Source organism: Streptomyces sp. NPDC110618, assembly GCF_055657065.1.
Genome location: NZ_JBVKBN010000007.1, coordinates 186,986 through 208,507, shown reverse-complemented (window position 1 = coordinate 208,507; position 21,522 = coordinate 186,986). Strand labels below are relative to the sequence as shown.

General features: G+C 70.1%; 20 protein-coding genes and 2 tRNA genes. 10 read left to right on the top strand and 12 right to left on the bottom strand.

Features of this window, described 5'->3' with window-relative positions:
* Positions 1 to 40: 40 nt before the first annotated feature.
* Both ACZ7L7_RS16055 and ACZ7L7_RS16050 read right to left on the bottom strand, forming a co-directional pair.
* Positions 41 to 1,270, bottom strand: a complete 1,230-nt coding sequence (locus ACZ7L7_RS16055; RefSeq protein WP_285514420.1) for a serine/threonine-protein kinase — start codon at positions 1,268 to 1,270, stop codon at positions 41 to 43.
* Between the two features lie 107 nt (positions 1,271 to 1,377).
* Positions 1,378 to 1,926, bottom strand: coding sequence for a helix-turn-helix domain-containing protein (locus ACZ7L7_RS16050; protein WP_093724206.1), 549 nt, complete (start codon positions 1,924 to 1,926; stop codon positions 1,378 to 1,380).
* Positions 1,927 to 2,109: 183 nt separating this feature from the next.
* On the opposite strand from ACZ7L7_RS16050, the gene ACZ7L7_RS16045 reads away from it, so the two are divergent.
* Positions 2,110 to 2,182 (top strand) — tRNA-Ala (locus ACZ7L7_RS16045).
* A 124-nt stretch (positions 2,183 to 2,306) separates the two neighbouring features.
* Here ACZ7L7_RS16045 and ACZ7L7_RS16040 read toward each other — a convergent pair.
* Positions 2,307 to 3,002: a DUF5324 family protein gene (locus ACZ7L7_RS16040; RefSeq protein ID WP_285514419.1), complete on the bottom strand. Its 696-nt coding sequence runs from the start codon at positions 3,000 to 3,002 to the stop codon at positions 2,307 to 2,309.
* 241 nt (positions 3,003 to 3,243) lie between these two features.
* Here ACZ7L7_RS16040 and ACZ7L7_RS16035 point away from each other — a divergent pair, with 241 nt between their 5' ends.
* Positions 3,244 to 3,771 carry a peptidylprolyl isomerase gene (locus ACZ7L7_RS16035; RefSeq protein ID WP_471592628.1) on the top strand — a complete coding sequence of 176 codons (528 nt, stop codon included), beginning with the start codon at positions 3,244 to 3,246 and terminating at the stop codon, positions 3,769 to 3,771.
* Between the two features lie 104 nt (positions 3,772 to 3,875).
* Positions 3,876 to 4,763, top strand: coding sequence for a rhomboid family intramembrane serine protease (locus ACZ7L7_RS16030; RefSeq protein ID WP_471592627.1), 888 nt, complete (start codon positions 3,876 to 3,878; stop codon positions 4,761 to 4,763).
* Between the two features lie 254 nt (positions 4,764 to 5,017).
* Here the strand turns inward: ACZ7L7_RS16030 and crgA are convergent, their stop codons facing one another.
* On the bottom strand, positions 5,018 to 5,272 hold the full coding sequence (gene crgA / locus ACZ7L7_RS16025) for a cell division protein CrgA (RefSeq protein WP_285514416.1): 255 nt from the start codon (positions 5,270 to 5,272) through the stop codon (positions 5,018 to 5,020).
* A gap of 141 nt (positions 5,273 to 5,413) precedes the next feature.
* Between crgA and ACZ7L7_RS16020 the strand changes: the two genes are divergently transcribed.
* From ACZ7L7_RS16020 to ACZ7L7_RS15995, 6 genes are read left to right on the top strand one after another with little or no spacing between them, the layout of a single operon-like run.
* A complete protein-coding gene (locus ACZ7L7_RS16020; protein ID WP_285514415.1) occupies positions 5,414 to 6,193 on the top strand; it encodes a DUF881 domain-containing protein in 780 nt (259 codons plus the stop codon).
* Positions 6,194 to 6,212: 19 nt separating this feature from the next.
* Positions 6,213 to 6,908: a class E sortase gene (locus ACZ7L7_RS16015; RefSeq protein WP_472076152.1), complete on the top strand. Its 696-nt coding sequence runs from the start codon at positions 6,213 to 6,215 to the stop codon at positions 6,906 to 6,908.
* A gap of 54 nt (positions 6,909 to 6,962) precedes the next feature.
* Positions 6,963 to 7,124, top strand: a complete 162-nt coding sequence (locus tag ACZ7L7_RS16010) for a hypothetical protein (RefSeq protein ID WP_019324742.1) — start codon at positions 6,963 to 6,965, stop codon at positions 7,122 to 7,124.
* The gene (locus ACZ7L7_RS16005; protein WP_250747374.1) at positions 7,121 to 7,759 is read left to right on the top strand and encodes an aminodeoxychorismate/anthranilate synthase component II; all 639 of its coding nucleotides are present in this window, start codon (positions 7,121 to 7,123) and stop codon (positions 7,757 to 7,759) included. Before ACZ7L7_RS16010 ends, ACZ7L7_RS16005 begins: the two co-directional genes overlap by 4 nt.
* A complete protein-coding gene (locus tag ACZ7L7_RS16000; protein WP_250747373.1) occupies positions 7,756 to 8,802 on the top strand; it encodes a class E sortase in 1,047 nt (348 codons plus the stop codon). The genes ACZ7L7_RS16005 and ACZ7L7_RS16000 overlap by 4 nt, the downstream gene beginning before the upstream one ends.
* A 13-nt stretch (positions 8,803 to 8,815) precedes the next feature.
* Positions 8,816 to 9,562 (top strand): class E sortase, encoded by a 747-nt coding sequence (locus ACZ7L7_RS15995; protein WP_250747371.1) that lies wholly within the window; start codon positions 8,816 to 8,818, stop codon positions 9,560 to 9,562.
* A gap of 83 nt (positions 9,563 to 9,645) precedes the next feature.
* Here the strand turns inward: ACZ7L7_RS15995 and pknB are convergent, their stop codons facing one another.
* From pknB to ACZ7L7_RS15965, 6 genes are all read right to left on the bottom strand, one after another.
* A complete protein-coding gene (pknB, locus tag ACZ7L7_RS15990) occupies positions 9,646 to 11,622 on the bottom strand; it encodes a Stk1 family PASTA domain-containing Ser/Thr kinase (protein ID WP_471592625.1) in 1,977 nt (658 codons plus the stop codon).
* Positions 11,623 to 11,791: 169 nt separating this feature from the next.
* Positions 11,792 to 13,267, bottom strand: a complete 1,476-nt coding sequence (locus ACZ7L7_RS15985; RefSeq protein ID WP_093724217.1) for a penicillin-binding transpeptidase domain-containing protein — start codon at positions 13,265 to 13,267, stop codon at positions 11,792 to 11,794.
* Complete coding sequence (locus ACZ7L7_RS15980; protein WP_285514410.1) at positions 13,264 to 14,715, bottom strand: FtsW/RodA/SpoVE family cell cycle protein; 1,452 nt, start codon at positions 14,713 to 14,715, stop codon at positions 13,264 to 13,266. The genes ACZ7L7_RS15985 and ACZ7L7_RS15980 overlap by 4 nt, the downstream gene beginning before the upstream one ends.
* 24 nt (positions 14,716 to 14,739) lie before the next feature.
* Positions 14,740 to 16,305, bottom strand: a complete 1,566-nt coding sequence (locus tag ACZ7L7_RS15975) for a Stp1/IreP family PP2C-type Ser/Thr phosphatase (protein ID WP_472076149.1) — start codon at positions 16,303 to 16,305, stop codon at positions 14,740 to 14,742.
* Positions 16,306 to 16,433: 128 nt separating this feature from the next.
* Positions 16,434 to 16,952: an FHA domain-containing protein FhaB/FipA gene (locus ACZ7L7_RS15970; RefSeq protein ID WP_285514408.1), complete on the bottom strand. Its 519-nt coding sequence runs from the start codon at positions 16,950 to 16,952 to the stop codon at positions 16,434 to 16,436.
* A gap of 10 nt (positions 16,953 to 16,962) precedes the next feature.
* Positions 16,963 to 17,826 carry an FhaA domain-containing protein gene (locus ACZ7L7_RS15965; RefSeq protein ID WP_285514407.1) on the bottom strand — a complete coding sequence of 288 codons (864 nt, stop codon included), beginning with the start codon at positions 17,824 to 17,826 and terminating at the stop codon, positions 16,963 to 16,965.
* 449 nt (positions 17,827 to 18,275) lie between these two features.
* Between ACZ7L7_RS15965 and ACZ7L7_RS15960 the strand changes: the two genes are divergently transcribed.
* A tRNA-Leu gene (locus tag ACZ7L7_RS15960) sits at positions 18,276 to 18,359 on the top strand.
* Between the two features lie 144 nt (positions 18,360 to 18,503).
* On the opposite strand, the gene ACZ7L7_RS15955 is transcribed toward ACZ7L7_RS15960, so the two are convergent.
* A complete protein-coding gene (locus ACZ7L7_RS15955) occupies positions 18,504 to 19,724 on the bottom strand; it encodes a beta-ketoacyl-[acyl-carrier-protein] synthase family protein (RefSeq protein ID WP_285514406.1) in 1,221 nt (406 codons plus the stop codon).
* A gap of 692 nt (positions 19,725 to 20,416) precedes the next feature.
* Positions 20,417 to 21,403, bottom strand: coding sequence for an NAD-dependent epimerase/dehydratase family protein (locus tag ACZ7L7_RS15950; RefSeq protein WP_472076146.1), 987 nt, complete (start codon positions 21,401 to 21,403; stop codon positions 20,417 to 20,419).
* Between the last annotated feature and the right edge of the window lie 119 nt (positions 21,404 to 21,522).

Sequence of the window (21,522 nt, the reverse complement as noted above, 5' to 3'; positions counted from 1 at the left end):
TGTCCGCGAGGTCCCGTCGTGCCGAATGGTGTGCGGTGCGTCAGATGTGGGCCAGGGCCCAGAAGCCGGTGGCGTAGCAGGCCAGGGCCAGGAGCAGCAGCGGGATCGCGACCTTCGCGGGCGGTCCGGGGCGGCGCGCGGCACGGCGGCGGGCGGCCCGGCCGACGGGCGGAGCGGGAACCTCCGGGACGCGGGCGGTGTATGAAGCGGTGGAGGCCGTCTCGGTGGCCGGGTGCGGGTGCGGGTGCGGGGGGTGCGGTTGTGGGAGTGCGGGTGGCGGCGGTGGTACCGGCGTCCGTACGGGCGAGGGCGCCGGGGTCGGGGGATGCGCGGGGTACTGCGGTACGCGCTGCTCGGTGACCGGGGTGTGGTCCACGCCCGGGGCGCGCTTGAGCGGTCCGTTCGGTCCGTATCCCTTCGGCAGCGGCCCGAGTTGGTCGAAGATCTCGATCTGCTCGTCGTCGGGGCCCGGCTCCGGCAGCAGTTCCGCCGCCGCGGCGAGCGCCTTGCGGGCGCCGGTCGCCGTGCGGAACCGCGCCAGGGGGTCCGGCTGGAGCAGCGTCGACACGACCTGCCACAGCGGCTCGGGTATGCCCTTGGGCGCCCCCGGGGTGCCGTGCGCGGTGAAATAGTCGGTCAGCGCCTTGGCGTCCGGCTTGGCGCCCTCCAGCAGATACAGCGCCACCAGGCCCACGGCGAACAGGTCCGAGGGGAAGTCCGGCTCCGCGCCGAGCAGTTGCTCGGGGGCGAGGTAACCGGGCGTGCCCACCACGAGGTTGGTCTCAGTCAGCCGCGGCTCGCCCAGCCGCATCGCGATGCCGAAGTCGGACAGCCGCAGCCGCGGCCGGCCCGTGCCGGTGGCCTCCAGCAGCACATTGGCGGGCTTGATGTCACGGTGCACCACGTCCTCGGCGTGCACCGCCGCGAGCCCCGCGAGGAGCTGGTCGAGCAGGACGCACACATAGGACGGGGGCAGGGGGCCGTAGTCGCCGATCAGGTGGACCAGCGAGCCGCCGCCGACCAGGTCCATGGTGAACAGGACCTTGTCGTCGTCGGCGGCCCAGCTGGCGGGGGCCAGCACATTCGGATGGTCGATCCGGATGGCCTGCTCCCGTACGAACCGCAGCAGGGAGTGGGCGTCGCTCTGCTGGAGCACCTTGGCGGCCACGTACCGGCGGCGGCGGTGGTCCCAGGCGCGCCACACCGCGCCCACCCCGCCGCGACCGATCGGGTCGACCAGTTCGTACCGCCCCGCGAAGACCTCACCCATGGCTGCGCGTCGCTCCTCCCCCTGCGCCTACCCCCCTTGCTTCCCCCGGTCGGAGCGAAACGACTCCCCCGCGCACTGTGAGACGCGACCCCCTCGCGTCCCGCCCGTCAGTTCTGGTGGGACTGGTAGTGCGCCACCGCGTCCGAGGTGCGGCCCGCGCCGTACACGCGCAGGAACTCCGCCAGCTCCGGGTGGGTCGGGGCGAGGGAGTCGGCGGCCTCGATGATGTCGCCGGCGGCGGCGACCGAACGCAGCAGCGACTGGATCTCGCGGACCACCCGCTTGACCGTGGGCGCACCCGAACTGTTCGTCGACTGCCCGGTGTTGCTGAGCACCGAGCCCCCCTGCGACTTCTTGATCTCCTCCATGCGCTCGGTGGCCTCGGCGGCGCTCACGCTGCCGTCCGCGACCTGCCCGGCCAGTTCCTGGAGCAGCTGGACCCGCTGCACCACGGCCGGATTGCCGATCTTCGCGCGCTGACCGCTCATCAGCTGCGACAGCATCGGCGCGGACAGTCCCAGTACCCCCGCCAGACGAGCCTGGTTGAGACCAAGATCATCTATGAGTTTACGGAAGAGCGCCCCCAGTGGCTCCCCGTACCAGTTCCGCTGCAGTTCCCGCGCTCTTGCGGTCGCTTCCTGCTGTGCGGCGTCCATTGCGTCTCCCCATCGCTTCCCCTGAACCGCGCTTCGCTGTAGCGAACCGCGCGGGAGCATCTTACGGAGAGTGGTCGCCCGTAGGGAGCCCCAATCTTTTTGCGAGACACCCGGGGTGACCCGGTACTCTGGTTCGGGTCGCCCACCGGAAGCGCGGTCTTCTTCCGTCGGCGCACCCGTTCCGGGGCCTTAGCTCAGTTGGTAGAGCGCTGTCTTTGCATGGCAGATGTCAGGGGTTCGACTCCCCTAGGCTCCACAGACAGAACCCCTCCGACCAGTACAGATGTGGTCGGAGGGGTTCTTTTTCCGTTCAGTGCCGCGGGGCGGGAAACCCCCGACAGGTCTCCCGTCCCGCGGAGTGCGGGTGCGCGGGCGCGTTTTCAGGGGCGCTCGTCGCGGTTGGCTGCCTCCTCGGCCTCCTTGGCCTCGACCTCGGGGTCGAGGACCGACGAGCTGCCGTCGACGGAGCTGAGGCGGCCCGACTCGGGGACCTCGGTGGCGGCCGGGGGTTCGACCAGCCAGTCCGGGTTGGCCTGCTTGTCCCACCACTTCCAGGCGGCGAACGCCGCGCCCCCGAGGACGCCCAGCACCAGCAGCGCCTTCGCGAACCGGCCGGAGCGGGAGTGGCGCTGGTGCTTGCGGACCAGCTTCTGGACCTCCTCGGGCGGGACCTGGCCGCGCAGCGCGGCCAGCGCCGCCAGGCTCCGGGCCGCGGCCTCGTCCCGTACCGGTACGGCGACCGCCACGGCGTGCTCGATCCGGGGCCGGGAGTACTCGGCGGCCTGGCGGGCAGCGATACGGGTACGGACGGCTGCCTCCTGGGCGGCGTGGTCGACCTTCGGCGGTACATGGGTACGGGCCTGCTCCAGCAGCGGTGCGACATGGGAGTCGTACTGCACGCGGGCCTGCTCCGCGGCCTGGGACACCTTCGGCGCGAGCCGTACACGTGCCTCGTGTGCGTAGTGCGCGGCCTGGTCCTTGGCCGTACCGGCGTAGGGCGCCACCACTTCCGCGGCGTGCCGCACGCTGTCCTTCGCCGAGCCGGCTGCGGCGCGCACGCTGTCTTTGCGGGTCACGGGATCCTCCTCCTCGGTGGCGTACGGTATTTCGACTTTCCACCCTTTTAGGGATCATGCCTGTCAATCGGCCCGGGGGCATGTGAGGACGGGCATCCGGGTCACACGGATGAATTAGGGGCAACAGGCGCTTGTCGTCGACAATGCCACGGATCGCTGCCGCGCGCCCCCGGCCCGGGCCGACGGGGCCGGATTTCTGCAAGGATCGGACGGTCACCGGAATGACGAAAGAAGGCACACCGTGGCCGAGCAGCTCTATGCCACCCTGCGGACCAGCCAAGGCGACATCGAACTGAGGCTCCTGCCGAACCACGCCCCGCGGACGGTGCGGAACTTCGTCGAGCTCGCCCAGGGCGAGCGGGAGTGGACCAACCCCGCCACCGGTGAGCGCACCACCGACAGGCTCTACGACGGCACGGTCTTCCACCGGGTGATCGGCGGCTTCATGATCCAGGGCGGTGACCCGCTGGGTACGGGCATCGGCGGCCCCGGCTACGAGTTCGCGGACGAGTTCCACCCCGACCTGCGCTTCGACCGGCCGTATCTGCTGGCCATGGCCAACGCGGGCCCGGGCACCAACGGCTCGCAGTTCTTCATCACGGTGGCCCCGACCCCGCACCTGAACCGCAAGCACACCATCTTCGGCGAGGTCGTCGACCCGGCGAGCCAGAAGGTCGTGGACGCCATCGCCGCCACCCCCACCAACCCGCGCACCTCCCGCCCGGTCAACGACGTCGTCATCGAGTCCGTGGTCGTCGAGACCCGGTAGGACCCGTCTGGCGGCGCTGTCGTGTCCGAAGGGAACCAATCGTCCCGCTCATCCGTAGACATGAGCGGAACGGGTGCATTCCGGACGAGCACTTAGGGGATCTCATGGACCAGGCGCCAGACAGCGCGCATCAGGCCCAGGGCCTGCCCGGCTGCTACCGGCACCCGGACCGTGAGACCGGTGTGCGGTGCACCCGCTGCGAGCGCCCGATCTGCCCCGAGTGCATGGTCAGCGCCTCGGTCGGCTTCCAGTGCCCCGACTGCGTCCGCTCCGGCTCCGGCACCGGGCATCCGCCCGCCGCGAGCAGCCCGCGCACCCTCGCGGGCGGCACCGTCACGGCAGATCCGCACCTGGTCACCAAGATCCTCATCGGGATCAACCTCGCGGTGTTCCTCGCCGTGCAGATCGAGCCGTCGCTCTTGAACGACCTCTATCTGCTCGGCACCTGGCCACCCGCGCCGTTCGCCCCGACCCAGGGCGTCGCCGACGGCGAGTGGTGGCGGATGGTCACCTCGATGTTCACGCACGAGCAGATTTGGCACATCGGCTTCAACATGCTCAGCCTGTGGTGGCTCGGCGGACCGCTGGAAGCCGCCCTCGGCCGGACCCGCTATCTCTGCCTCTACCTGGTCTCCGGACTGGCCGGCAGCACCCTCGCCTATCTGCTGGCCTCCCCGACCACGGCCACGCTCGGCGCCTCCGGTGCCGTCTTCGGCCTCTTCGGCGCCACCGCCGTGCTGATGCGCCGCCTGAACTACGACATGCGGCCGATCATCGCCCTGCTGGCGATCAACCTGGTCTTCACCTTCAACCCGAGCTTCAACATCTCCTGGCAGGCCCACATCGGCGGCCTGGTCGCGGGCGTGATCATCGGGTACGGCATGGTCCACGCCCCCCGCGAGCACCGGGCCCTGGTGCAGTACGGGACGGTCGCGCTGGTGCTGGCGGCGGTCGTCGTGCTGACCCTGCTGCGGACCGCCCAGCTCACCTGAGCCGCCGCTGTCCACAGCTGAGCGACGATGTTGTCCACAGCATGTGCCGGATCTTGTGCACAGTGTGCGGGAACAGCTGTGCCCCCTGTCACTGACCGGTGTTTCCGCAGGTCAGGCAGGGGGCGAACGGGTTTTCGATTGCCGGTACTTCCGTCACACCGGCGTCAACATCCGAGAGGTTATCCACAGATCGTCTTTCTTTTCCCCATGTGGAAAAAGCCTGTGGATAACTCAGTGGATAACCCTGGGCAGAGCTACTTCCACTGCGTGGAGACGCCGAACCCGGCCGCGATGAAGCCGAAGCCCACCACGATGTTCCAGTTGTCCAGGGCGTCGATGGGCAGCGAGCCGTCGGTCACGTAGAACACCACGATCCAGGCCAGCCCGAGGACGAACAGGGCCAGCATCACGGGGGCGACCCAGGAGCGGCTGCTCAGGTTGATGGCGGTCGCCTGCTTGGCGGGCGGCGGCGTGTAATCGGCCTTCTTGCGGATACGTGACTTCGGCACGAGGGTCTCTCCTGTCGATGCGCTGCGTGGCCGCGCAGGGAACGGGGGCTGGCTCGGGGCAGCGTAACTGGGGACTCTGAGTGCTCCCCCGGGCGTCCGTTAGCGTAGTGCTTCCGTGGCGCCGAAGGAGATAAGGGTACGTTGAGCAATTCTGCCGACTTCCCCCCACCGCAATCCAGTCCTGCCCCGGGCCGACGTCTGAGGCCCGTGCGGGTGCTCACCGCTGCCGTGTTCGCGCTGGCCGGTCTGATCTTCTTCACGAGCTTCAACACCGCCAAGGGCACCAACATCCGCACCGACGACTCCCTGCTGAAGCTCTCGGACCTGATCCACGAGCGCAGCAAGAAGAACGGCGAGCTGGACGAGTCCAACGCGGCGCTGCGCGACGAGGTCGAGACGCTGGCGGAGCGGGACGACGGCAGCACCAGCACGGAGGACGCGAAGCTCGCGGGCCTGGAGAAGCGCGCGGGCACGCAGAAGCTCAAGGGCGAGGCGATAACCGTCACCCTGAACGACGCCCCGCCCAACGCCACCGCCAAGCTCCCCGGCTACCCCGAGCCGGAGCCCGACTACCTGGTCATCCACCAGCAGGACCTGCAGGCCGTGGTGAACGCCCTGTGGCAGGGCGGCGCCCAGGGCATCAAGGTCATGGACCAGCGGCTGATCTCCACCAGCGCGGTGCGCTGCGTCGGCAACACCCTGATCCTCCAGGGCCGGGTCTACTCCCCGCCCTACAAGATCACCGCGGTGGGGGACCCCGGCAAGCTCCAGCAGGCCCTCGCCAAGAGCCCGGCGATCCAGAACTACATGGTCTATGTGAACGTCTACGGGCTGGGCTGGAAAGTCACCGAGGACGGCACGGTGACTCTGCCCGGCTACTCGGGCACAGTGGATCTGCAGTACGCCCAGCCCGTGGAGTGACCCCGACCGGGAGCCGCCGGTGCGTCTTGTCGTCAGGACCGTCAGCGAGCTGTTCATCACCGTCGGCACGGTGATCGTGCTCTTCGTCGTCTACGTGCTCTTCTGGACCGGCGTGAAGGCCGACCGAATCATGGACGACCAGATCGACCAACTGGAGGAGCAGTGGGCGCGGCAGTCCGCGCGGCCCACGGCGAGCCCGGCACCGGGCGCCTCGGCGAGCGCCCCGCCGAAGCCGGCGCCGTACCGGCACGGCAAGCCCTTCGCGATCATGTACATCCCGCGGCTCGGTTTCACGTGGAACAAACCGGTGCTGGAGGGCACCGACACCGGGACCTTGAAGAAGGGCCTCGGCCACTACGAGCGCACCGCGCGGCTCGGCCAGAAGGGCAACTTCTCCGTGGCGGGCCACCGGCGCACCTACGGCGACCCCTTCAAGGACTTCCCCAGACTTCGCCCCGGGGACGCGGTGGTGCTGACCGACGGCACGACCTGGTTCACGTACCGCGTCGACAGGGGCCCCTACAAAACCGTGCCGTCGGACATTGAGGTGATCGACCCTGTGCCACGTAAGTCGGGGTACAAGCGCACGGGCCGCTATCTGACGCTCACCACCTGCGATCCGGAGTGGGGGCACAGTCACCGGCTGATCGTGTGGGCGCATCTGGACTCCACACAGCCTGTGGAGGCCGGGAAACCAGCGGCCCTGCGCCGTTAGTCTGGTGGGCGGTACGGCGTGAGTCCGGTGCCGTGGCGCTATGGAAGGGACGGCATGTACGGCTGGATCTGGCGGCATCTGCCGGGAAACGCGTGGGTGAAGGCCCTGCTCTCACTCGTGCTGGTCGTGGCCGTGGTGTACGTCCTGTTCCAGTACGTCTTCCCGTGGGCCGAACCGCTGCTTCCCTTCAACGATGTGACGGTGGACAACCAGTGAGCGCGCGCATTCTCGTCGTCGACAACTACGACAGCTTCGTCTTCAACCTGGTTCAGTACCTCTACCAGCTGGGCGCCGAGTGCGAGGTCCTGCGCAACGACGAGGTGTCCACCGCCCACGCCCAGGACGGCTTCGACGGTGTCCTGCTCTCGCCCGGACCCGGCACCCCCGAGGAGGCGGGCGTCTGCATCGAGATGGTCCGCCATTGCGCCGCCACCGGGGTCCCCGTCTTCGGCGTCTGCCTGGGCATGCAGTCCATGCAGGTCGCGTACGGCGGTGTGGTGGACCGGGCGCCGGAGCTGCTGCACGGCAAGACCTCCCCCGTCGAGCACGAGGGCAAGGGCGTCTTCGCCGGTCTGCCCTCCCCCTTCACGGCCACGCGCTACCACTCGCTGGCCGCCGAGCCGGCCACCGTCCCGGCCGAGCTGGAGGTCACCGCCCGCACCCACGACGGCATCATCATGGGGCTGCGCCACCGTGAACTGCCCGTCGAAGGCGTGCAGTTCCACCCGGAGTCGGTGCTCACCGAGCACGGCCACCGGATGCTGGCGAACTGGCTGGTGGAGTGCGGTGACCAGGGCGCTGTGGCGAGGTCTGCGGGGCTCGCCCCGGTGGTGGGCAGGGCCACGGCGTGACCCAGCTGCGCCCCGAGCGCGAGTCCGGTGCCTCGTACGGGCAGGACCCGTACGGGGCGTCCGGCGCGCTCGGGGAGTGGTACGAGAGCGCCCAGCCGAGCGAGCCCTGGCTGCCGCCGGCCGACGAGGAGACGGTGGCGCTGCGGATACCGGCCGCGTCCGGCGCTGTGGCCGATTCTGGAGCCTCCTCCACCGCTTCCGACGCTCGCCCCCCGGCGGGGGGCCGTGCGGCCCGGAGAAAGGCCGCCAAGCGGCGTCATGGGCGTCATGGGGGCGCCCGGAGCGAGACGCCGGGCGGCGCGGAGTCCGCGGACTCCTCCGGCCGGCCGCTGTCCCGGGTGGAGGCCCGGCGGCAGGCGCGGGCCCGCAAGCCCAGTGCCGGGGTGCTGGTGAGCCGGGCGATCGGCGAGGTGTTCATCACCACCGGCGTGCTGATGCTGCTGTTCGTCAGCTACCAGCTGTGGTGGACGAATGTGCGGGCGCACGCGCAGGCGGACAAGGCGCGCAGCAATCTGGAGAAGGACTGGGAGAGCGGCAAGCGCAACCCCGGGACCTTCGAGCCGGGGCAGGGCTTCGCCATCCTGCACATCCCGAAGCTGGACGTCGTGGTGCCCATCGCCGAGGGCATCAGCAACAAGAAGGTGCTGGACCGGGGGATGGTCGGGCACTACGGCGAGGGCGAGTTGAAGACGGCGATGCCGGAGGCGAAGAGCGGCAACTTCGGTCTCGCCGGGCACCGCAACACGCACGGGGAGCCGTTCCGCTACATCAACCGGCTCCAGCCGGGCGATCCGATCGTGGTGGAGACCCAGGACGACTACTTCGTCTACAAGATGGCGTCCATGCTGCCGTCGACGCCGCCGAGCAATGTGAGCGTGCTGGACCCGGTGCCGCCGGACTCGGGGTTCAAGGAGCCGGGGCGCTACATCACGCTGACCACGTGCACGCCGGAGTTCACCAGCAAGTACCGGTTGATCGTGTGGGGCAAGATGGTCGAGGAACGGCCGCGCAGCAAGGGCAAGCCGGATGCGCTCGTGCAGTAAGGGCAGATGAACAGTGGCAGCGACCACCGAGCAGCAAGAGCTGACGGGCGGCCCCGCCTCCCCGCGCCGCCGGGGCACCGGCCGTGTCGCGGCCGCGGTGAGCGTCTTCGGTGAACTCCTCATCACGGCGGGCCTGGTGCTGGGCCTGTTCGTCGTCTACTCCCTGTGGTGGACGAACGTGATAGCGGACCGCAAGGCGGACCAGCAGGGCGACAAGGTCCGTGACAGCTGGGCCCAGGAGGAGAAGGGCGGCCCGGTCGCCTACGACTCGAAGAACGGCATCGGCTTCCTGCACGTCCCGGGCATGACCGGCGACGAGATCCTGGTGGAGAAGGGCACCACGTCGAAGGTCCTCAACGACGGCGTCGCCGGCTACTACACCGACCCGGTCAAGGCGGTGCTGCCCACCTCCGGGAAGAAGGGCAACTTCTCCCTGGCCGCCCACCGCGACGGCCACGGCGCGAAGTTCCACAACATCCACAAGCTCAAGAAGGGCGACCCGATCGTCTTCGAGACGAAGGACAAGTGGTACGTCTACAAGGTCTACGGCATCCTCCCGGAGACCTCGAAGTACAACGTCAAGGTTCTCGGCGCCGTCCCCAAGGAGTCCGGCCGCACCAAGGCCGGCCACTACATCACCCTGACGACCTGCACCCCGATCTACACCAGCCGCTACCGCTACGTCGTCTGGGGCGAACTGGACCGGGTGGAGAAGGTCGACGACCAGCGCACTCCGCCGAAGGAGCTCAGCGGGGCGTAACCGGAAGCACCGGCCGGGACATGACGAAGGCCTCGGCTCCCTCAAGAGGGAGCCGAGGCCTTGGTGCTTCTGAACGAGGCAGGTCAGCCGAAGAGGCCGCCGTCGCCGCCGTTGCCTCCGTTGCCGCCCGGGCCGCCGTCGAAGGCGACCAGGTCGACCCGCTGGCCCTTGTTGACCGTGTTGCCCGCGCCCGGGTTGGTGCTGAAGACGGTGGCGTTGTCGTCCTGGGAGCCGGTGATGTTGCCGACCACCAGACCCAGGTCGGTCAGCGCCTTCTTGGCGTCCTTGAGCTTCTGGCCCTGGAGGTTCGGCACCTGGACCTGCTGGTTCTCGGGCGCCTTGCCGATCTGGATGGTGACCTTGGAACCGGGGACCGCCTGCTGACCGGAGCCCGGGGTGGTCGCGATGACCTTGCCCACCTGGTTCGGGTCCTGGGTCTCCACGTCGGTGCACTCACCGACCAGGTCGTTCTCCTCCATCCGCGCCTTGGCCTCGTCACAGGTCGAGCCGACGACGTCCGGGACGGTCGACTTCTCCTGCTCCTTGGCCACGGTGAGCGTGATGGTGGAGCCCTTCTCGACCTCTTCGCCCAGCTCGGGGTCCTGAGCCGTGACCTTGCCCGGCGTCTCCGACGACACCTTCTCGACCTTCTTGACCTCGAAGCCGTACTTGTCGGCCTCCAGCGTCTGCTTGGCGACCTCGAAGTCCTGGCCGAGCACACTGGGCACCGCGACCTTCGGCGCGCCGGTCGACACCACGATGTTGATGGTGTCGCCCTTGTCGACCTTCGTGCCCGCCTCCGGGTCCTGGTCGCAGATCTTGCCCTTCGGCTGGTCCTCGCAGGGCTTCTCGGTCTGCTCCAGCTTGACCTCGGCGTTCTTGGCCAGTTTCTCGGCCTCCGGCACCGTCAGGCCCACCATGGCCGGTGCCTCGGTCCTGTTGTTGGCCACGCCCTCGCCGTTGAAGATCCACTTGCCGATCAGGATCGCGCCGACCAGGACCAGCACGGCGGCCACGGCCAGCAGGATCGTGGAGGTGTTGGACTTCTTCTGGCGCCGCCGGTCCGGACGGTCGTCGTAGCCGAAGCCGCCGTCGTCCGGGTTCATCGGGGGCAGCATCGACGTCGCGCCGCCGTCCGCGGAGCGCAGCGCGGTCGTCGGCTGGTCGTCCGGGTACTGGCCGTAGCCCACCGAACCGAGCGCCGCCGTGGCCGCGACCGGCTGGCCGTCGAGGCACGCCTCGATGTCGGCGCGCATCTCGTCCGCGGACTGGTAGCGGTAGTTGGGGTCCTTGACCAGCGCCTTCAGGACGATGGAGTCCATCTCGGGCGTGATCTCGGGGTCGAAGACCGACGGCGGCTGGGCCTCCTCCCGTACGTGCTGGTAGGCCACGGCGACCGGGGAGTCGCCCACGAAGGGCGGCCGTACCGTCAGCAGCTCGTAGAGCAGACAGCCCGTCGAGTACAGGTCCGAGCGCGCGTCGACCTGCTCGCCCTTGGCCTGCTCCGGGGAGAGGTACTGGGCGGTGCCGATGACGGCCGCGGTCTGGGTCATCGTCATACCGGAGTCACCCATGGCGCGGGCGATGCCGAAGTCCATCACCTTGACCTGGCCGTTGCGCGTCAGCATGACGTTCGCCGGCTTGATGTCACGGTGCACGATGCCGTTGCGGTGGGCGTACTCCAGGCCCTGGAGGATCCCGATCGTCATCTCCATCGCGCGCTCCGGCAGCAGCTTTCGGCCACTGTGCAGAAGCTCACGCAGAGTCGAGCCGTCCACGTACTCCATGACGATGTACGGGATCGACACGTTGTCGATGTAGTCCTCGCCCGTGTCGTAGACCGCGACGATCGCGGGGTGGTTGAGCGAGGCGGCCGACTGGGCCTCCCGGCGGAAGCGGGCCTGGAAGGACGGATCACGCGCGAGGTCCGCGCGCAGCGTCTTCACAGCCACGGTCCGGCCGAGGCGGATGTCATGCGCGAGGTAGACCTCCGCCATGCCACCACGGCCGAGCACCTGGCCCAGCTCGTACCGGCCGCCGAGGCGACGCGGCTCTTCCATAAGCTACCTACCAGCCCTCTCCGTCGGTCCCGACCGCACGCTCGTACGGTTCGAGGCTGCCGTCCGGGCCTACCGTACCCGGCTCGCTCTGTGTGACCTGGCCAAGCCCGTCAGCCGATACAGGACCGGTATCGCAACGTGCACCGATGTGAAGGCGACGTGAGCGGGGTCACTTCTTGCTGTCGATGACGGCCTTCATCACGTCCCTTGCGATCGGACCGGCGAGACCACCGCCGGAGATGTCGTCACGGTTGGCGGCGCCGTCCTCGACGACCACCGCCACGGCCACCGGCGAGCTGCCGTCGGACAGCTTGGCGTAGGAGATGAACCACGCGTACGGCTTCTCGCTGTTGTTCAGGCCGTGCTGGGCGGTACCGGTCTTGCCGCCCACCGTGGCGCCGTCGATCCGGGCGCTGGAGCCGGTGCCCTGCGGGTCGTTGACGACCGCCTCCATCATCTGCTGGAGCTTCTGCGCGGTCTCGGCGGAGACCGCCTGGGACAGCTCCTCCGGATCGTTCGTCTCGATGGTGTCCAGGTTCGGCGCCTTGAGCTGGTCGACCATGTACGGCTTCATCAGCTTGCCGTCGTTGGCGACGGCCGCGGCGACCATGGCCATCTGCAGCGGGGTGGCCCGGTTGGAGGCCTGGCCGATGCCGTCCATGGCGTTCTGCGGCCGGTTGTCCTCGGGGTAGACGCTCTGGGCGGCGCGGACCGGGGTGTCCAGCTCGGGGTTGTTGAAGCCGAACTTCTCCGCCTGCTCGATCATCTTCTCGTTGCCCACGTTGTCGGCGAGCTTCGCGAAGACGGTGTTGCAGGACACCATGAGCGCGTACTTCAGGCTGGCGTTCTTGCACTCGCCGTGCTGGTTGGTCAGCGGCTTGCCGGTGGTCTCCGGCAGCTGGTACGGGTCGGGCGTCTTGGTCGCGTCGTCGATGCCCGACACCTCGCCGTTCTCCAGCGCGGCGGCGGCGGTGACGACCTTGAAGGTGGAGCCGGGCGGGTACACCTCGCGCAGCGCCCGGTTCAGCATCGGGTCGTCCGGGTTGTTCTTCTTCTGGACCGCGTTCCACGCCTCGGCGTCCTTGTTGGACGTCCCGGCGAACTTGGAGGGGTCGTACGAGGGAGTGGAGACCAGCGCGAGGATCTTGCCGGTGGACGGGTCGATCGCGGCGACGGCGCCCTTCTTGTCGCCGAGCCCCTCGTACGCGGCCTTCTGCGCGGCGGCGCTGAGGGTGGTGACGACGCTGCCGCCCTCCTTCTGCTTGCCCGTGAGCATGTCGAGGGTGTTGCGGAAGAACAGCCGGTCGTCGTTGCCGGTGAGGATGCCGTCCTCCAGCTTCTCCAGCTGGTTGGCGCCGAACGCCTGCGAGGAGTAGCCGGTGACCGGCGCCCACATGGGGCCGTTGGTCCAGGTGCGCTTGTACTTGTAGTCGCCGCTCTCGGACTCGACGGACCCGGTGATGGCCTTGCCCTCGACGATGATGTCGCCGCGCGGGGTGGAGTAGCGCGCGATGTTGACGCGGCGGTTCTCGTCGTCGTCGGCCAGATCGTCGGCCTTGACGTACTGGAGGTAGTTGTTCCGGATCAGCAGGGCGAGGATCAGCAGTCCGCAGAAAAGGGCAATCCGGCGCAGGGGCTTGTTCATGACGGGCGGACCACCTGGGTCATCTCGGCGTCGGGGTTCGGAGCGGGGGCGGGTGCCGGGCGGCGCGCGGTGTCGCTGATCCGCAGCAGAATGCCGATCAGGGCCCAGTTGGCGAGGACGGACGAACCGCCGTAGGCCAGGAAGGGAAGCGTCATACCGGTCAGCGGGATGAGCCCCATGACACCGCCGGCGACCACGAAGACCTGGAGCGCGAAGGCGCCGGACAGGCCGACCGCGAGCAGCTTGCCGAACGGGTCGCGGGCCGCGAGGGCGGTACGGATGCCGCGCTCGATGATCAGGCCGTAGATCAGCAGGATCGCCATCACGCCCGCCAGGCCCAGCTCCTCGCCGAAGGTGGCGAGGATGAAGTCGGAGTTGGCGGCGAAGCCGATGAGGTCGGAGTTGCCCTGGCCGAGCCCGGTGCCGAGGGTGCCGCCGGAGCCGAAGGCCCACAGCGCCTGCATGGCCTGCTCGGAGTGGAGGATGCCGTCCTGGGCGCCTTCCCGGCTGAGCGTGAACTCGCGCATCGGGTCCAGCCATGCCTGCACACGGGTCTGGATGTGCGGTTCGAAGCTCGCCACACCGACGGCGCCGACCGCGGACATCAGCAGACCGAAGACGATCCAGCTGGTCCGCTCGGTGGCGACGTACAGCATGATGACGAACATTCCGAAGAACAGCAGGGACGTACCGAGGTCGGTCTCGAAGACCAGGATGAGGATCGACATCGCCCAGACCACGAGGATCGGACCGAGGTCGCGGCCGCGCGGCAGGTACAGACCCATGAACCGGCGGCTGGCCAGGGCGAGCGCGTCTCTCTTGACCATGAGATAGCCGGCGAAGAAGACCGCCAGCGCGATCTTCGCGAACTCGCCCGGCTGGAGCGTGCCGAGACCGGGGATCTTGATCCAGATCTTGGCGCCGTAGACGTTCGCACCGAGGCCCGGCACGAGCGGCAGGAGCAGCAGGAAGAGCGCGCCCGCCATCGAGATGTACGTGTAGCGCTGGAGGACCCGGTGGTCCTTCAGCAGCAGCAGGACGACCACCAGCAGCGTGATGCCCATCGCGGAGTACAGCAGTTGGCGGGGAGCGGCCTCGAAGTATTCGTCTCTCACCTGGAGCCGCTTCGACTGGTCCAGGCGCCAGATCACGACCAGCCCCAGACCGTTCAGCAGCGTGGCCAGCGGCAGCATCAGCGGATCCGCGTACGGCGCGAACTTCCGTACCGCGAGATGGCCGATGCCCGCCAGCAGGCCGAGGCCCAGGCCGTAGCCGAGCAGGCCGGCGGGTACCTCGTCGTTGAGCGCCAGGCCCACGTTGGCGTAGGCGAAGACCGGGATGACGACGGCGAACACCAGCAGTCCTAGCTCGGTGTTGCGTCGGCTCGGCGCGCCGATGGAGCCGATCGTGGACGTGTGGTGCGTCGAGGTGTGGGAAGTACTGCTCATCGTGTGACGGGGCCTCTCACGTGCCTACTGCGTACCGCACTTCGAGACGACCTTCTTCTCTTCCTCCGAGAGGGTGGGGCCGGGAGTGGGAGCGGGTGAGGTCGCGGACGGGGACGGGGACTTGGTCGAGTCGCCCGAGGGCGTACCCGACGGCGTGTTCGACGGATTCGGTGTCGGTGACGCCTTGGACGTAAGAGAGGTACGGGTGGTTCCCGTGGTGCCTCCGGCCTCGCCCTCGCCGGTCTTGGAGTTCTGCTCGCTCTGGGCTTCCTGCCGCTCGGCCTGCTTCTTGCAGGCGGAGGCCTGGAGGGCGAGCTCGTCGATCTTCTTCTGGGCGTTGGACAGGCCGCCCTCGGCGATCGTGGCCTCGACCAGTTCCCGCTGGTACGGCGGCAGGTACTTGAGTTCGATCTCGGGGTGGTCCTTCTCCACCTTCGACAGCGAGACCCAGGCCAGGTCCTGGCTGATCCCTCGGTAGAGCGCGACGTGCTCGCCGTTGACGCCGACGTAGTACTGCGTCTGCGTCCACTTGTAGCCGCCGTACAGACCGCCGCCGATCACGGCCAGCGCGAGCGCGGAGTAGAGGGATCTCTTCAGCCACCTGCGCTTGCGCGGCTTGACCAGGTCCTCGTCGGAGTACGGGGCGAACCCGGAGGTGTCGATGAACCCGGTGATGTCGCCGGAGCCGGGCGGGCCGAACTCGCCGCCTCCGCCGCCCTGACCGGGCACCTGGCGGCGGCCGAGCCCCGCGGCGCGGCCGGCCGGGGTCTGCATGATGCCGTTGTCGTGCACCTGGAGCTGGTTCTCTGCGACCGCTCCCACGACGACCGGCTGGTCGTGCAGCTGCCCCGCGAGGGTGTCACCGGTGTCCAGGTCGAGGACGTCGGCCACGATCACGGTGATGTTGTCGGGGCCGCCGCCGCGCAGCGCGAGCTGGATCAGCTCCTGCACGGTCTCCTGCGGGCCCTGGTAGCTGGCGAGGGTCTCCTCCAGGGTCTGGTGGGACACCACGCCGGACAGGCCGTCGGAGCAGATCAGATAGCGGTCGCCGGCCCGCACCTCGCGGATCGACAGATCGGGCTCGACGTGGTCGCCGCTGCCCAACGCCCGCATCAGCAGGGAGCGTTGGGGGTGGGTGGTGGCCTCTTCCTCGGTGATCCGGCCCTCGTCGACCAGGCGCTGCACCCAGGTGTGGTCCTGGGTGATCTGGGTCAGCACCCCGTCGCGCAGCAGATAGGCGCGCGAGTCGCCGACGTGCACCAGGCCCAGGCGCTGGCCCGTCCACAGCAGGGCGGTGAGCGTGGTGCCCATGCCCTCCAGCTGGGGGTCCTCCTCGACCATCGAGCGCAGCTGGTCGTTGGCGCGCTGCACGGCCGTGCCGAGCGAGGTGAGGATGTCCGAGCCCGGGATGTCGTCGTCGAGGGCGACGATGGTGGAGATCGCCTCGGAGGAGGCGACCTCGCCCGCGGCCGCGCCGCCCATGCCGTCGGCGATGGCGAGCAGGCGCGGTCCGGCGTAACCGGAGTCCTCGTTCCCCTCCCGGATCATGCCTTTGTGCGATCCGGCGGCGAAACGCAGTGACAGACTCATGCGCACCTCGCCCGTCGGCTCCGGATACATCCGCACGGTGCCCACCCTCCGGTCGGGAGCGCGCCGGGGCCCGTCGTGAGGGCCGCCGATGCGTGCTCGCTCCGCTCGCGCTCATTCATGATGTAGCACTACTTCCGCAGCTCGATGACGGTCTTGCCGATACGGATCGGCGCGCCCAGCGGAATCGGTGTGGGGGTCGTCAGCCGCGATCGGTCGAGGTACGTGCCGTTGGTGGAACCCAGGTCCTCGACGATCCACTGCCCGTCGCGGTCCGGGTAGATCCTGGCATGGCGGCTGGAGGCGTAGTCGTCGTCCAGCACGATCGTGCTGTCGTGCGCCCGGCCCAGCGTGATGGTCTGGCCCTGCAGCGCGACGGTGGTACCGGTGAGGGTGCCCTCGGAGACCACGAGCTTGGTGGGGGCGTTACGACGCTGGCGGCCGCCCCCGCCGGCCTGCTGGCGCTGCTGCGGCGGGGTCGCCGCCTGCCGGGCCGGCTGCTGCTGGCGGCCGGCCTCCCGGCGCGCTCCGCGCTGGGTGACGCGCGTACCGAACAGGTCGCTGCGGATGACCTGCACGGCCACGATCACGAACAGCCACAGGACGGCCAGGAAACCCAGCCGCATGACCGTGAGGGTCAGCTCTGACATTGCCCCCGCTTCACCCTTCGGCTTGCCTATAGATAACGGTTGTGCTGCCCACGACGATCCGCGAGCCGTCGCGGAGCGTAGCGCGGGTGGTGTGCTGCCCGTCCACCACGATGCCGTTGGTGGACCCGAGATCCTGGATCGTCGAGGGCGTTCCGGTCCGGATCTCACAGTGCCGGCGGGAGACGCCGGGGTCGTCGATCCGCACGTCGGCGTCGGTGCTGCGGCCCAGCACCAGCGTCGCGCGGGAGATCTGATGGCGGTTGCCGTTGATCTCGATCCAGTAGCGGGTGCGGCCGCCGGCCATGGGCGCGGCGGGACGCGGGCCGCCCGCGGGCTGCGGGTAGCCGTAGCCGCCGGGGCGGGCGCCGCCGGGGGGTGGCGCGGCCGGCATCGGCGGGGCTCCCGCGGGCGCGGGCGGGGCGGCGGGCGGGTAGCCGTAGCCACCGGCGCCGGGCCGTCCGGCCGGGGCGGGAGCGGGGTGGCCGCCCTGCTGGTCGGTGGAGCCGGCCAGGGTGCGGCTGCGTACGCGGTAGAGCCCGGTGTCGAGGTCGTCGGCCTTCTCCAGGTGGACCTTGATCGGGCCCATGAAGCTGTAGCGCTGCTGCTTGGCGTAGTCGCGCACCATGCCCGCCAGCTCGTCGCCGAGCTGCCCGGAGTAGGGGCTCAGGCGCTCGTAGTCGGGGGCGCTGAGCTCCACGATGAAGTCATTGGGGACGACCGTGCGGTCGCGGTTCCAGATCGTGGCGTTGTTGTCGCACTCGCGCTGCAGTGCACCCGCGATCTCCACGGGCTGGACCTCGGACTTGAACACCTTGGCGAAGGTGCCGTTGACCAAGCCTTCGAGACGCTGCTCGAACTTCTTCAGGACTCCCATGGGGCACCTCCTCCGTAGCTGCTTCCGTCTCTAACCTCGTACTGCTTACTGATCGTATCCACGCGCCGGTAAATCGGCTGGTTCCCCCTGTCGGCCCAGTCGACGGGTGTCGACGCCTGTCGAAGTTCCCTGTGGAGCCGCCCTTCGAACGCTTCTCGGGGCTCCTCCTGCCAAGGATCGTAGAGGCGGCCGCAGACCAGTGTCCCGCACCTGACTGTGCACCCGGACCGGCTCGTGGGGAGACAGGGCCGACCGGTACGAGGTTGATACGTGAACAGATACACGCTGAGACGTGCGGGACGGCTCCGAGATGCGGCGCCCGGGGTTCCGGTGCAGGTGAGCGGCTGCCCAGGCGGAAGGGATGTGAATCCACCCCGCCCAGCGTGCTAATGTTCTGGGTGTCGGAAGGCGCCGGACCGCAAGGAACGGGGCCCGAGGACACACCCAATGCGCGGGTGGCGGAATAGGCAGACGCGCTGGATTCAGGTTCCAGTGCCCGCAAGGGCGTGGGGGTTCAACTCCCCCCTCGCGCACCGCTGAGAGGGCGGCATCGATCCGATGCCGCCCTTTCTCGTTGTCCGCGGTGACTGTGACGGTTCTCTCGCCCGTTCCCGCCGCTCTCCTCACTGTCGCGCCCGCCCCCGTGTGAGGAAGCTCTCAGGTCCTCGCCGTCTCTCTCAGGCCCGCTTCATGACCAGGCTCACGTTGTGGCCGCCGAAGCCGAAGGAGTTGGCGAGGGCGGCGTCCCAGGAGCCGGTGCGGTTCTCGCCGCGCACCACGTCCAGGCGGACCTCGGGGTCCTGCTCGTCGAGGTTGCGGACCGCGGGGACCACCCCGTGGTGCAGCGAGAGCAGCGCGGACATAGCGCCGAAGGCCCCGGAGGCGCCCAGCATGTGGCCGGTCATGGACTTGGTGGCGGTCACCGGGGTCTGATCGCCGACGACCTTCGTCAGCGCCTCCGCCTCCGCGATGTCCCCGCTCGGGGTGGAGGTGGCGTGCGCGTGGACGTGGCCGATGTCCCGGGCCTCGACCCCCGCGTCGGCCAGCGCCGTGCGCATGGCCTGCACCTGGCCCTCCGCGTCGGAGGCGGTGATGTGGTGCGCGCTGGAGTGCACGGCCGCGCCCGCGAGCGCGCCGTACACCCGTGCCCCGCGCGCCCGCGCGAAGTCGGCGCGCTCCAGGACGAACAGGGCGGCGCCCTCGGCGATCACGAACCCGGAGCGGGCCGCGTCGAACGGTCGGGACACCGCCGCCGGGTCGCCCCCTTGCGCGGACAGCGCCTTCATCTGCGCGAAAGCGGCGATCATGAACGGGTGCAGGGTGGCCTCGGTGCCGCCCGCGACGACGACATCGGCGCGGCCCGCCCGGATCAGGTCCAGGCCCAGCGCCAGCGACTCGGCACCGGAGGCACAGGCGCTCACGGGGGCGCGGGCGCCGGCCCGGGCGCCCAGCTCCATGGAGACCCAGGCGGCCGGGCCGTTGGGCATCAGCATCGGCACCGCGTACGGCGACAGCCGCCGCATCCCGGAGGACGCGTAGAGGTCGTTCTGGCCGAGCGTGCTGAGGACGCCGCCGATGCCGGTGCCGACGACCACGGCGAGCCGCTCCGGCTCCACCTGCGGCACGCCCGCGTCCTGCCAGGCCTCGCGGGCGGCGACCACGGCCAGCTGCTCGCCCCGGTCCAGCTTGCGGGCCCGTGCCCGGCCGATCGGCTCGGCCGGATCCGCCTCGACGGTGCCGGCGATGCGCACCGGCAGCTCCTCGGGCCAGTCGGGGCCGAGGTCGCGGACGCCGGAGCGCCCGGCCAGCAGGCCGGCCCAGGAGGAGTCGGCGGTCGCGCCCAGGGGTGTCAGCGCGCCCACACCCGTCACCAGTACGTCGTCAGTGTGCGGGGCCATCTGTCGTCTCCTCGATCGCGGGGCAGTCGTCGATACGTCCCCTCACCATCGCCCGGCCGTCGGCCGCGGCGGCCCGCGGGACGCGAACGGGCAAGAGATCCTGCGTGGATGTGGCACCGGGGCCGGGTCGTGCGGTCCGGGGGTCTGCCCGGGGCCGGGTCGTGGGGTCGGTGGGTGTGCCCGGGCGCGGGTCGTGCGGTCCGTGGGTGTGCCCGGGCGCGGTCTGGGCGGTGTGTCGGTGCGGTGGTGTGCGTGCCGGGCGGTGGCCGCGGTGGCCTGTGGGTGCGAACCGGTGAGTGCGCGGGGCGGGTTGTGTGGGGCGGTGGGTCTGCCCGGGGCGCGGTCTGGGCGGTGTTTGGTGCGGTGGTGTGCGTGCGGGGCGGTGGCTGCGGCGGGCCGTGGGGCGAGTACGGGCGAGTGCGCGGGGCAGGTGGCGCGGGGCGGTGGGGGCCGTGGGCCTGCCCGGGGCGTGGGCTGGGCGGTCTTTGGTGCGGCGCGTGCCTGCGGGGCGGTGGGTGTCGGTTGGCGGCGGGGTGGTCAAAGCGGCGTTCCGGCCGGTCGGGGGGGCGTGCGCGGATGTGCCACTGCGCGTGCGCGGGCGGGCGAGAAGATCGCCGGGCGGCCGCCTAGCGTGACCTCGGTGCAGCGGCGCCCCCGCCGGGCCGGGGACAAGCCCGGCGGGAGCCCGGTCGTCACCTCGTGGGGAACAGCTCCCCGTCCGTGCGGCGGGACAGCAGCGACCGGTACCAGGCGGCGCCCACGGCGAAGTCGCGGGCGAAGTCGTCCAGGGGCGCCATGTCGAGCAACTGCCACAGACGGGAGCTGTCGTACCAGTGGTCGACCGCCAGCAGCGACAGACGCCGCCGGATCAGTGGGTCCCGGTCGGCGCCGGTCAGGGCGGCTGCCCGGGCGCGGGAGACCTCGCCCTCGGGCAGCGGGAGCCGCAGCTCGCGGCAGACCGCACCGACCAGGTCCCGCACGGCCACCGGCTCCGGCCGGGCGGCGTGCAGGACCTGTCCGCGCGGCAGCTCGGGCCGCAGGGCCAGCGCGGCCACGGCACGGGCCAGGTCGTGCACACCGATCAGCGACGTGCGGGCCCGCCCGCCGTCGATCCAGCGGGGGAAGGCGGTGAGGAAATCCACCAGGGCCGGTACCACCCAGACATCACCGGGGCCGTACACCAGGTGCGGGCGCAGGACGACGCCGCCGGCCGCGAGGACCCGCTCCTCCCCGGCCAGCCTGCTGACGCTGGTGGGCGAGGACGGCCCGAGCGCCGGTTCGCCCTCGCGGGCGCCGGTGTGCGGCTCGTCCCGGTACACGGCCGTCGTGCCCAGCTGGACGATCCGCTCGACCCCCGCGCGGGCGGCCTCCTCCAGCAGGGCCTTGGTCCCGGAGTCGTTGACGGCCGCGCAGTCCGCCGGGCTGCCGCCGATCAGCGAGGCCAGGTGGAGCACGGTGTCCACGCCGTCGCAGACCCCGCGCAGCGAGCGCGGGTCGGTGAGGGAGCCGCGGCGCACCTCCACCCTGCCCGTCTCGTCGGGCGCCGTCGGGCGGTGGTGGACCAGCAGGCGCAGCCGCGGAGCGTTCGCCGCGTCCGGGCCGCCGGTCAGCAGGGCGGCCACGTGGGAGCCCACGAAGCCGGTGCCGCCGGTGATGAGAATCCGTCGCGTCGGTGCCATGCGAATTTCTTCCGATCTTGTCTCGGGAACAGTGATCAGGCCAGGCAATGCGGAACGGAGGGGGGAGGAAACGGCGCGTGGGGGGTGCCGGTGGCCCTGTGGAAAGGGCCGGGAAATGG